At 45.6% G+C, this 12,398-nt stretch carries 7 protein-coding genes; all 7 read right to left on the bottom strand.

The window, feature by feature from the left end:
- The 7 genes from B2W36_RS14900 to B2W36_RS14870 all read right to left on the bottom strand — a co-directional run bounded on the left by B2W36_RS14900 (position 1) and on the right by B2W36_RS14870 (position 12,390).
- Positions 1-1,320, bottom strand: coding sequence for a sugar MFS transporter (locus tag B2W36_RS14900; RefSeq protein WP_293888424.1), 1,320 nt, complete (start codon positions 1,318-1,320; stop codon positions 1-3).
- A gap of 8 nt (positions 1,321-1,328) precedes the next feature.
- A complete protein-coding gene (locus B2W36_RS14895) occupies positions 1,329-2,063 on the bottom strand; it encodes a glucosamine-6-phosphate deaminase (protein ID WP_293888422.1) in 735 nt (244 codons plus the stop codon).
- Between the two features lie 38 nt (positions 2,064-2,101).
- Positions 2,102-3,523, bottom strand: coding sequence for a Gfo/Idh/MocA family protein (locus tag B2W36_RS14890; protein WP_293888420.1), 1,422 nt, complete (start codon positions 3,521-3,523; stop codon positions 2,102-2,104).
- A 5-nt stretch (positions 3,524-3,528) separates the two neighbouring features.
- Complete coding sequence (locus tag B2W36_RS14885; protein ID WP_293888418.1) at positions 3,529-5,565, bottom strand: alpha/beta hydrolase family protein; 2,037 nt, start codon at positions 5,563-5,565, stop codon at positions 3,529-3,531.
- A gap of 15 nt (positions 5,566-5,580) precedes the next feature.
- A complete protein-coding gene (locus B2W36_RS14880) occupies positions 5,581-7,128 on the bottom strand; it encodes a SusD/RagB family nutrient-binding outer membrane lipoprotein (RefSeq protein WP_293888417.1) in 1,548 nt (515 codons plus the stop codon).
- Positions 7,129-7,139: 11 nt separating this feature from the next.
- A complete protein-coding gene (locus B2W36_RS14875; protein WP_293888415.1) occupies positions 7,140-10,223 on the bottom strand; it encodes a SusC/RagA family TonB-linked outer membrane protein in 3,084 nt (1,027 codons plus the stop codon).
- A 325-nt stretch (positions 10,224-10,548) separates the two neighbouring features.
- The gene (locus B2W36_RS14870) at positions 10,549-12,390 is read right to left on the bottom strand and encodes a carbon starvation CstA family protein (protein ID WP_293888413.1); all 1,842 of its coding nucleotides are present in this window, start codon (positions 12,388-12,390) and stop codon (positions 10,549-10,551) included.
- Positions 12,391-12,398: the final 8 nt, after the last annotated feature.

The following is a 12,398-nucleotide window of genomic DNA, read 5'->3' as shown; positions in this document are numbered from 1 at the left end:
TTAATTCGTTGATTTTTTTGTTTGTCCTGACCATGTCTGAACCCGATACCCTTTAAAGGCGTAAAATAACAGGTATAAAAAACATGGCGTCAATATCCAATAGGCTGATTTAGGATCGATCGTATCGGCCAGTACCCCATATAGGAGCGGAAGTAAAGCATTGCCACATAGTCCCATAATTAATAGTGCCGATCCTTGTTTGGCCAATGGACCAAGCCCTTCAAGCGCCAATGGCCATATGCCTGCCCAGATAAGTGCATTAGGAAACCCAATCAATACAATAAACCAGATCGAAATATCCAGATCCATATTAAACAGGACAACATGTCCATGAGTCGACACAACTAAGATAGACAAAATCAGACCAACAACTGTGCTGAAACGCAGCATACTGTGTTGACTGAACACTTTGGGAATCAAGACAATTCCCGACAAGTAGCCTAGTATTGTAGCCGTCAGCGTATAGGAAGGTAGTGCTTTGGCTTCCAGTAGGGATAGGCCCATCACCCCTGCATAATTGATGATCGTATCAATTGCGATAACCTGTGTACCCACATGGAGGAATATTGCCACAGCACCCAGAATGAGGTGTGGGTATTGAAAGATACTTTTCTTGGTTCCGTCCCTGTCTTTCCCTTGACCATCTTGTTGTTGATCCAATTCGGGAAGAATAGAAAACTTAACAAACAGCCCGATCAATAGTAAGATGATTCCGACCGCAGTATACGGACCTACTACGCGTAAGATCAATTCATCCAAAGCCAATGTACGGGCCGTTTCTGTCATCTGCGGAAGCTGCTTAAATAGCTCATTGTCCTGCGGGCGCAAAATAATATAGGAAAATAGTAAGGGTGCCAGTATACCTGCTCCCTTATTACAAATGCCCATCATACTGATCCGTTGCGCTGCACGTTCCTTTTCACCAATCAGGGTAATGTATAGATTGGCGACGGTCTGTAACAGGGCTAATCCACTTCCCAACGTAAATAGACCAATCAAAAAGATCGGATAGGCCCTATTATAGGCCGCAGGGACAAATAAAAATGCCCCCAATGCCATAATCCAAAAGCCTACCATAATTCCATTTTTATAGCCTATTTTTTTGAGCAAATACGAGGAAGGCATCGACATCAACAAATAAGAGATATAAAATGCAAAAGCAACAAGGTATGACTGAAAATTGCTCAGTTCACAGGCTATTTTAAAATATGGAATGAGAATCGCATTAATCCAGGATACAAATCCAAAGATAAAAAACATTGTTCCAATAATGCCTATGGATACCCAGGTAGTTTTCCTATCGCGTGCCGATGCTGTCATAGGATACATCATTTTAAAAGCGATGCAGATTCCGCGTCCAGGTAGCAGGTGCAGTCGGCATGCTGCTGCAGGATACTCGCTGGATACAAATTGGAAACAGGTTGCGTGAGGCAATTTTTCACAGCAAGTGCTTTACGTTCATCCGGCACAGCGCAGATTATTTTCTGAGCCGATAGAATCTGCTGTATGGACATACTGATAGCCTGCAACGGTACTTCGGCGAGTGAGCCAAACCACCCTTCTCCCAACTGCTGACGACGACACTGCTCGTCAAGATTGACAATTAGATAAGCATCCTTTACATCAAAATCAGCAGGAGGATCATTAAAAGCCAAATGGCCATTCTCTCCGATTCCCACAAAGGCAACATCGATGGGATGTGCATTAATTTTGTTGTGCAGACGTTCGCATTCCGCAGCTGGATCCGCTTCACCATTAATCAGTACAACTTCCTTCAGTGTCACCACCTGCGTGATAAAACGTTCGGTTAAGTATTTCCGAAAGCTAGCTTTATGGCTAATTGGCATGCCAATATATTCATCGAGGTGGAACATGCGCACCTTGCTCCAGTCGATATTATCACTAGCCACCAGCGTTTCTAATGTTTCGAACTGGCTCTGTCCGGTTGCTAAAATAATGTTGGCTTCTCCCCTCGCCGCAATGGCAGCGTTAATAGCTTCAATTCCTGCAGCTCCTGCATGTTGTCCCAGTTCTAACCGGGTGTTAAAAGTTTTAATATTCACGTCTCTTGATTTAATATAATGTTCTCGTTGTGTTTTGTTTATGATGATACTATGCTCGTTTCCCTCGCCAGCTCAATATCATGTACCTGATTACTTTTCCAATGACCAGCAGTAAAATCAGGCACCTCGATTGGCTGGGAACCATTGGCGACCGACCATTCACTTAAAGGGCCAATGACACTCCAGCTGGCGGCATCATAGACATCCATGTCCATCGGTAAACCATTGCGCAGGCAATCGATCAGGCGCCAGTCCATCATAAAATCCATACCTCCATGACCACCGATCTGCTTGGCCAGTTCGCCGATCTTTTTGACTATACCCGGTGTATATTGCTGTTCCAGTTTGGTCATCTCTTCGGCCGACAGGAAATCGGCATGGCCAATAGCAATTTTGCCGGGCAGAGGATATTTCTGCGCAAAGGCTTTGGTGCCACTAATCAGATGGAGGCGTGAATAAGGCCTTGGCGAACTCACATCATGCTGTAACATTATGGTACTGCCATTATTGGTGAGGATATTGGAAATATTCATATTGCCGCGGAAGGGCTTGTCTATATAAGACTCAAATTGCTTATCGGTCGCGGCCATCTCTTTGGCTTTCTGCCCTAGCATAAAATCTTTTGAAGACATCGAACTCATATACTCCATCTTATTACCGCGGTTGACCTTCAGAATCTGACAGATCGGTCCCAGACCGTGGGTGGGATAAAGATTCCCGTTGCGCGTCGCATTTTCCTTTAAGCGCCAAAAATCAAAGCGTTTTTCAGCATCAAAAAAACTCTCCAAAATGTCATGGATATAAGCCCCTTCGCAGTGGACGATATCTCCAAAAAAACCTTGTCTAGCTAGGTTTAAGGTCAGCAGTTCAAAGTAATCGTAGCAACAATTTTCCAGCATGACACAGTGTTTTTTGGTCTTCTCGGAGGTTTGTACCAATCGCCAGCAGTCTTCCACCGTCGTCGCTGCAGGAATCTCCAAAGCGACATGCTTTCCCTGTTCCATGGCATATATCGCCATCTCGGCATGCAATTTCCAATGGGTTGCAATATAGATAAGATCATAATCTGCCTGTTCACACATCTTTTTCCAGTGTTCGGCATTCTCCGTAAATAACTCCGCGCGGTGACCAGCTGATTTTATCCTTGCCTTTGCTTCGGTAGCCTTTTCGGCCCGTACATCACAGATGCCGTTAATCGCAACACCTTCAATCTGGCTCATACGTTCCACTGCAGCAGATCCCCTATTGCCGACACCGATAAAACCGACTCTTACAGTTGGTATTTTGGGGGCCGCGTAGCCCGACATATTAAATGTAGCTGTATATTTCTTTGCCGCTTCCAGCCGGATATGATCCAGATTTGTCTTTGCTGAAGCCTTATTTTCCTGTCCACAGCCAGCCATCAATCCAATTCCGGCTAGCCCAGACAGTTTTAAAAATGATCTTCGATTTGTTCCCATACTATTTAATTGATAAGGAGTGTTCCTTGGTTATTTAATTGCTTCTTATAGTGCTGCACTTTGTTTTTTAATTGCTGTTTATTTGCTATTTCGCAAGGCTTACCGTCCAACTGGTTAAGTCCATCGACCATGACTCGCTGTTCATTGAGCGCGAGCAGCATCGGAATATCGCCCCAATGGAGAATACCTGGAATATGGATTGCCATATTGTAGCTGTCCAGCGCTCCCGTTGCGCCCGGCAGATAACTGATGGGGAGCTCGCGAAGCAGTAATTCCGGTTCTGAGGTATTCAGCACATTGCTGATCAATGCTGCTATTGCCGTCTCCCGGTCCGCAACCAAGGTCTGCTTGCTGGACTTATATTCTTGCTGCAGATAAGCATTGATAAGCCCAATTTCAGACGCCCAAATGCCCATCATGCTACGACCCATCCAGAGCAGTGAGCGCGAAAGTGTATGAAAGCGCGGTAACGCTCCATCGATTTGATCAGCAGTAACTGAAGAGCGCTCTCCGAGCCCAAAGAGATCGATGAGCACCACTCCTTCACCTTTGCTGCGAAGCGCCTCAATTTCCTGCATAGCGACCTGCTGTTTACCCATCGAGGGGAAATAGACGTGCAGCGTATTTGAGTTGGTAAGAGGCGGGCTGATCAATAATGGAATCAGTTGTCGCGTCGATGTCTCCAATAGAACCCGTTGCCAGCCCTGCTGCGATTCCAACGTCTGAACACGTAGCAAACTATCGGTACTGCCTGTATAAAGTAATGCCCGTAGCTGTTTTTTATAGTCGACTTTATCCAGTGTGGATGTCGCAATCCGTGATTCAGTCCGACTAAATACACGGCTGATAAAATCTGGTATACTGAGGATCAGCTCTTGCTTAACCCCATGTTTCAGTACTGCAAGCTCATTCGTATCCAATAGAAGCACATTGTCCAACAGCAATCCTTTCTCGCGCGTCACGCCAAATGCCCCATCAAACCAATTGATCATACTTATATTCATTTCTGTGGTATAGCTATGTGGTTCATCAAAAAGCTCATAATCGATCCGTTCTGGTACCCCTTGCCGCGAAAAAGCTTCCTTGGCAATACGAAAAGACTTGAGCATCTGATGAGCGTTGAAAGCAGCGTTACCATCTTTAAGTGCCGAAATAATCTTAATTGCCTTAGGAGCCATTATTTGTAACAGTTGTCCTTCTTCAAAATGCAGGAGCCCATTGGGATGGAGTTCGCAGACACAATTGCTGTTCATGATATAGGCTCGGAAAGTTCCGACGCTGACGACAGGAACGGCGGCCTTGATCCGCGGATCCATAGCCGCGAGCCACATCGTCTGATTGCCACCACCACTGGCGCCGGTAGCCCCAATCCTTTCGGGATCTACCTCAGGTAAGCTACAGAGCAGATCAATGGCACGACTGTTTTCAAGTAGCTGTATACCCATCAGTGGTGTCCCCAGATCGAGCAGTGCCGACCCAAGATTAGCCCCATGATACTCATGCTGATGCCCACGTCCGCGCTCGCCCGACCCCATGGCATCGATACAAAGACATACATAGCCGTTGGATGCCAACATATGGGCCGTACGCTGAACAATTTCACTTCGCCGCCCCGGTGGCCAATGCCCGTGGCTATTGAGTATTGCCGGAAATGGTCCCTTGCCTTTTGGCACATATAAGCTTGCGGGAACATACAGCCCAGGCAAGCTCTGAAAGATCAGGCTGTGAATGGTATAATTGTCTTGCTCAATTGACGAAATTAGCTGCATGTCCATTGGCGGAATAGCATATCCGTCCAGTTTCAGGTTTTTTCTGACCAACTGGATAATATCTTGCGGATTTGCAGCTTTCTCGCCATCCAAAGCCCTGATGAGCTGTTCTGCCTGATCTTCCATCATGATCTTTATCGGATCGATCTCAGCAGGTATGGCCAATACGCTGGGCAACGCCGCTTTTTGTTGTTGTTGTTGTTGTGCTTGAATGCTCGAATTTAATCCCATAAGTGTGCCGAAAGAAACTAACCAGATCTTGAAGTCTATCATTGTAATTTACCCAATTTAGTCCACATCCCACCAGAGTTTGGTTGCCGCATTGTCTGTACCGCCAAGCAGTGCACGTCCTTTACTCAGTTCAACGAGATTGTCTGTCACCTCGGTCAGTGGATAAGGCAATCTTTTAATAAATGTCCCAATAGGCAGGTCTGGGTTGTCGGAATGGATCAATGCATACATTTTTGGGAATCCTGTACGTCTATATTCTGCCCAAGCCTCCATACCGTTGGGATAGATCGCCAACCACTTCTGTACGCCGATCTGTTCACGTTGTTCGGCCACGGTTGTTGCCCATCTGACGGGGATACTGGCTACAGCTGGCGAATTATGATAATCGCCGGGAGCGATAGGCACATGGTTTGATGCGATGTAATTACTGATCTGTGTAGCATCTGTAATGCCCCATTGTTCCATACTTGTTTTGATGCCTTCCTCGTACAGTTGCTTGGCCTCACCGCCCATATTCCAGCCATTCAACGCCCCTTCGGCCCTTAAGAAAAAAGATTCAGCAGCACACATCACATGGAAATTCTGGGTAAAATTTCCTTCTATAGCCACGCCATTGTAACGTACCCAATAGGTACCGACATTGGAATTGGAACCTGACTGATTACGTACGTTCCCTAAATCCGTGGCCGTAGCCCCATTTCGCACACTATTGAATGTCTTTCCAATATAACTGGGTTGAAAATAAATACCTAAACGCGGATCGCCATAGCCTTTTAGATATGAAGCAATCGTGGAACTCATTGAAAACTCGTTCCATACCGCAACCTGCGCCAATCCATTGGTATCATTTCCAGAAAGGGATTTGAGCATACTGGCATTATGGGTATTGCTAGACATCAGACCGGCAGCAACAGCTGCTTCTGCTTCGACTTTTGCTTGATTGGCATCCACCTTGGCGATACGCAAGGCCAACCGCAAACGGAGCGAATTAGCAAATCGGATCCAGTTTTCGGTATTTCCATCGAAGATCAGGTCGTATCCCTGAAAGATTTTCGTTCCGGCTGGTAAGGCCTTCAGATTGGCTACAGCTGTAGTCAATTTTTCAAAGAAATCTGCATAGATCTTATCCATGGCGTCATAAGGAATAACGTCGTTGGCCTCGGCAGCACCGAAATAAGGTATCGGTCCAAATTGGTCTGTTAGCCGATGAAAGGCATATACCCACATGATATTGGCCAATGCGGCCTCACCTGATTTGGATTCTGTATTTTCGAGAATGCTTTTGAGCTGTGGTGCGGTATCCACATAAATAACTGTCCAAAACCGGCGCTGCCAATCTGGAGTAAGCAGATAACGGTCCGTACTGAAGGAATTCGTAGTAAGTGCAAAGTATTGGGCATATAGATCCGGCCCCAGGTTTTGCACTGTTTGATAAAAGGATCGATTCATTGCGGCCGACGACTGCGCTTTGGCAAACATAAAGGGCAATTCACGCTGTGTGATCACCGTGATATTGTTGGGATCGGTATTGATATCCTGAAAGTCCTTGGTACAGGACAACAAGCTTAGTGCGAATAGCGAAGTAAAGAGGGTGCTTTTTTTCATTGTTCAAGGATTTAAAAAGTTAACTTAACATTCAGCCCAAAGGAACGGACAGTAGGCGGCAAGCCCACTTCAATTCCCTGAAAATTACCCGCTCCCAATGCTGCTTCAGGATCTATGGGGTTGTCTGTTTTGCCTATTCCCGGAATATCCAATTTGGATTTTCCACGATAAAAGAAAAATAGGTTGCGGCCAGTCAGCATGAGCTGTGCACTTTTGATCGCAGCGGTATTTTTGAGGTTAAATTTATAACTGACAGATAGTTCTCGTAAGCGAACATTGGTCATATCATAGGTAAAGAATTCTCCCCAGGCATCGCGTCCGTTCTGCGATACTCGGGTCCAAAGCTGCTGAGATGTGATAGCCTTGGTATTAGCTGCGCCACTCACGTCCACGGCATCGAGCACCAGACCTCCTTCCCGGTAATCGGTGGTATAATCAGCTACTCCAAAAGCCGCTAGATAAGCCGAGGTACCCGATACGATCTCGCCTCCAATACGTGTATCAATTAAGGCATTGACCGTAAAATTCTTATAGCGGACCGAATTAGACCAGCCCAATAAGGCCTTGGGGTTAAAATTGCCCAATTTTTGATTCGCTTCGACCACCGGCAAGCCGCTGTCGTCAACCACATATTTCCCTGTCGCCGCATCCCTTTTCCATTTATAACCGTAAAGATCCCCGTATTTCTCCCCTTCATTGACGACAACAGAAGCATATTTGGTACTTTCGGTAATCGTTGCTCGTTTTGTCCGCTCGTGCAGTTCAATCACTTTATTGGTATTGGCTGCAAAATTGAAAGTGGTCTGCCATTCTAGCTTTTCATTTTTTATAGGCGACGCAGTTAATTGGACTTCAATTCCCTTATTTGCTATATTTCCGGCATTGATGTATTGCCTGCTAAAGCCGCTTGCCATTGGCAACCCAAGAAACAAAAGCTGATTGACTGTATTACTTTTGTACATCGTCAGGTCAAACCCCAATCTGTTGGCAAAGAATTTCATATCCAGCCCCGCTTCATAGGATTTGGTCAGCTCAGGTTTCAATTCTGGGATTGCCTTTATTGGTGAACGGGAGATAAATCCTTTTCCAGCACCTAGCCCAAAAGAATACAACTGTTGAAGTAGATAGGGATTCGCATCGTTACCGACCTGCGTATAGGAAGCCCTTAGCTTACCATAACTGATCCAGGTTGGCAACCTGAGCCATTCATTGAAAATAGTAGATACGCCGATTGAGGGATAGAAATAACTGTGTGGAGATTTTAAGGTTGAGGTCCAGTCGTTGCGTGCCGTCATATCGAGAAAGGTATGATCAAAAAAGGTCAGCTGTGCACTTCCATAGACCGAATTTAGACGTCGTTGGTAACCGTTGATCAGTAGAAATTCTGGCGTGGTAGCCATGGTTAGGCTAAACTCATTCGGTACGGACAGGCCATTGGCCATATTCTGAAAGCTACTGTACTCCCGATTTAAGGAACTTGCACCAACATTATAGCTAATTTTGACCGCCTCGTTAAGTATATTATTTCCATTGAACAACAAATCAAAGTTGCGTTCCTGATAGCGCGCATGTGTTTCATAATATTTACCTCCGGGACGGACATCGCCAAGAGAAACAGTACCTGCGTAGAATGATCCGGTTGTCTTATCAATGTATTTATCATAACTGAATCTTCCCATTACATTTAGCCAATCCGTCAACTGATAGGTTGCCGAACCCAATGCGGTAATGCGATCGCGTACTTCATTGACCGAGGTGCGGTTGGTACTCCAATACGGATTGTCGTATACAGCAGAACCGGACCAGTACTTCCGCTGCGGCTCACCGGTAACCGGATCAATATCCTCAAAGTCTTTAAGTTCAGCCTCATCCATATCCCGCGGCATCACGTACACTTCCACGGGGATTCCCATATCGCCTAAACGCGGACGATTGTCAATCTGCTGGTTAACGTAATTGAGCTTTACATCTGTTTTTAGTTTTGGGATCAGTTCCGTATTGACGCGAAGATTCAAGCTATTACGTTTCAAGTCGTTGCCAGGAACAATGCCTCCGATTTTATTGTTTGTATAAGAAACATAACCCTGCACTTTTTCCGTCCCTCCATAGGTGCTAATGCTATTGTTGAAGGAGGTCGCATTTTCAAAGAAATCGCGGACATTATTTTTATAGGTTTGCCCTTGTGGTCCCCAGCTCTCACCGACATTCGTACCACTGACACCTCCATTTCCCCGCCCGTAGGTATTCTGGAATTTACTGAGCAAGTTGACCTGATCTAAGGATGCACTACCATTATAATCAATATTATACCGACCAGCCTTACCTTGTTTCGTTGTAATCAATATGGCACCATTTGCGGCCCTGCTACCGTATAGCGCAGCAGCCGAAGGGCCTTTGAGCACATTGATGGATTCTATATCGTCCGGGTTGATATTCGCAGCGCCATCGCTCGTCCCATAATTGTAGGTTGTTCCGGTAGCTTGTTGTGCACTGGAATTATCATAAGGTATACCATCCACCACGATGAGCGCATTGTTATTACCGGAGATGGATTTGTTGCCCCGCAAAACCACTTTGGCGGAGGCTCCGGGGCCCGTAGCCGCTGTAGTCACGACAGCACCAGCGACTTTACCCGTCAGACTACTCAGTACGTTGCCACTGTTGTCGCGCGCATCATTGACTGCACTTCCATCCAGTTGTTGTGTCGCATAGGTCAGCCCCCTGGTCTGACGTTTGATACCCAACGCAGTAACCACCACTTCATCAATCTGTCGACTTTCTTCGTTAAGTGCTATCTGGAGATTACCCGTGGAGGGAACAGCAATTTCGACTGTCTTAAAACCCAGCAGCGAAACTTTGAGCCTATCCCCTGCATTCGCTCTGATATTAAAATTTCCCTGTTTGTCTGTCCGTGCTGCAGCAGCCATACTCAGATTAGTGATCGTTACACCTTCCAATGCGGCATCATCGGTCGAATTGGTGACACGTCCCTGTATTGTTGTAGTCTGTGCCGAAGCTAGACCTGTCCAAAGGAAGAGACAGCTCAGCATCGTGCCTACTAAAAATGTTGGATTACTGTGGATATGAACTATCATAATTTATCCATTTAGGGTTAAGATTTTTAGTTTATTCAATTGCGTTATAACCCAAAGAAAGATCTAAAAGCCTAAAAATCCAACACTTTAACCGGATAAAGTAGCGGTAACGTTATCGAAAATCACGCTCCCTTTAGCACAAAATATAGTACTTAATTAGGAACACATTTCCCATTAAAAAACTTACAATATAATTTAAGAGTAATAAAAATCCGCAAAAAAAGTATTTAAATAACCTATTTATTACTTTTGAATTTAAAAAAAGTAATAAATAAGAAATTAAAAAAGTTTAATTATAATTTTGAGTGTGGTTTGAAACTTCCCCTTAACGGTCAACCAATTCTTTGACAGATTCTCCATTTTGGTCGATAAATTTAGCCTCAGTTTTAAATAACTGATACCATTTACGGAACGTACCTATAAAGACAAGCAGCATCAAAAGCATAGCTAATATCGCCAATGAAGCTAATAGCAGCTGTCCCTTAGGCAAATAAATATCCATCACCTGTAGATAGCCCGCCCAAAAGGTAATTCCAGCCATAAATACGCCCGGAATTGCCGTAATTAAGGCATATTTCCCCCGATTCATCCGAATAAGCATTGTCGTACAGACAATAAGCCCACAGGCAGCCAACAGCTGGTTGCTGATTCCAAATAGCGGCCAGATACTGCTTACATTTCCCGTAAAAACAAGATAGCCCCATGAAAAAGTAAAAATAGCGCTGCATAACCAAACGCCCGGTTTCCAATCCTTATCTTTGAATGCCGGAAAGACATTGCCCAGCATTTCCTGCAAAAAGAACCGTCCGACCCGCGTACCGGCATCGATAGCTGTGAGAATAAACACGGCTTCAAACATGATAGCAAAATTATACCAATAAGCCATCACATTGTCCATAAAAGGAACATTATCAAAAATATGGGCCATCCCGACGGCGAGGGACACGGCGCCCCCCGTACGGCCGTGGAGGTCTACGCCTATCCGATCTGAAAAATGCTGCAGATCTACCGCTTTTAATTCGGGATGTTGTGCCAAAAATCCTGCATAATCACCGACTGGTGTGTTGATCGCAAAATAGTCGCCGGGCAGTAAGGTACAGGCAGCGATCAATGCCATTAAAGCAACAAATCCCTCAACCAGCATTGCACCATACCCTACAAAAAGAATTTCCCTTTCGGTTCCCAGCATCTTAGGCGTAGTTCCGGTGGCAATAATCGCATGGAAACCCGAAATTGCACCGCAAGCGATCACGATAAAGATAAATGGCAGCACAGGTCCGCCGATCACAGGCCCACCACCATGGATAAAATCCGTCAGCGCTGGCATCTGTATGGTCGGATGAACAAAGACAATGCCTATGGCCAGCATCAGGATCGTACCGATCTTGAGATAGGTGGAAAGGTAATCACGTGGCACCAGAAGCAGCCAGATGGGTAAGACTGATGCTAAAAATCCGTAAACAGCAATCGCGATTGAAATGGTCTTGACATCCCAATCGAACAGGTTATGTACGCCCGGAATCTCCATCAAACGATGCCCTCCTATGATGCCAACGATCAATAAAATTCCCCCCAAAACACTAGCCAATGTAACAGACCCTGTTTTATACCGCATCAAGAGTCCCATAAATATCGCAATTGGCATAGTCAGAATAATGGTAAATAAGGACCAGGGGGCTTCGTGCATGGCGCTGATGCAGGCCAGGGATAGACCGGCCAAAGTGAGGATCAGAATAAACAGAACGGCTATACCGGCTATACCCCCGACAACGGGGCCGATCTCCTTGGACGCAATAGTAGCAAGACTCTGCCCTTTGTGCCGTACAGAAGCAAACAGGACAACCATATCATGCACTCCACCGCCCAGAACACAGCCGATCAAAATCCAAAGCGCCCCAGGAAGATAACCAAACTGTGCAGCAAGCACCGGACCTACCAATGGCCCTGCCGCGGCTATTGCGGCAAAATGATGCCCAAACAAGACCTTACGGTCCGTCTTAACGTAATCATGGCCATCAGCAAACTCGACCGCTGGAGTCGCTACCGCATCGTTGAGACGTAGCACTTTCTGCGCCATGAAAATTCCGTAAAAGCGGTATGCGAGCGCAAAAATTAAAATTGACGCAAATACCAGCGTGAGGGCATTCATATTAGCCAAATCCATCATATATCTAA

Origin of the sequence: Sphingobacterium sp. UBA3549, from assembly GCF_002376635.1 — a bacterium.
Classification (GTDB): domain Bacteria; phylum Bacteroidota; class Bacteroidia; order Sphingobacteriales; family Sphingobacteriaceae; genus Sphingobacterium.
The sequence above is the reverse complement of the archived record's forward strand: the minus strand, read 5'-3'. Positions and strand labels throughout refer to the sequence as shown.

What these genes read in the sequence shown, in the direction of transcription:
- B2W36_RS14900 (WP_293888424.1), bottom strand. Translation starts at nt 1,320, where the DNA reads ATGACAGCATCGGCACGCGATAGGAAAACTACCTGGGTATCCATAGGC.
- B2W36_RS14890 (WP_293888420.1), bottom strand. Translation starts at nt 3,523, where the DNA reads ATGGGAACAAATCGAAGATCATTTTTAAAACTGTCTGGGCTAGCCGGA.
- B2W36_RS14885 (WP_293888418.1), bottom strand. Translation starts at nt 5,565, where the DNA reads ATGATAGACTTCAAGATCTGGTTAGTTTCTTTCGGCACACTTATGGGA.
- B2W36_RS14880 (WP_293888417.1), bottom strand. Translation starts at nt 7,128, where the DNA reads ATGAAAAAAAGCACCCTCTTTACTTCGCTATTCGCACTAAGCTTGTTG.
- B2W36_RS14875 (WP_293888415.1), bottom strand. Translation starts at nt 10,223, where the DNA reads ATGATAGTTCATATCCACAGTAATCCAACATTTTTAGTAGGCACGATG.
- B2W36_RS14870 (WP_293888413.1), bottom strand. Translation starts at nt 12,390, where the DNA reads ATGATGGATTTGGCTAATATGAATGCCCTCACGCTGGTATTTGCGTCA.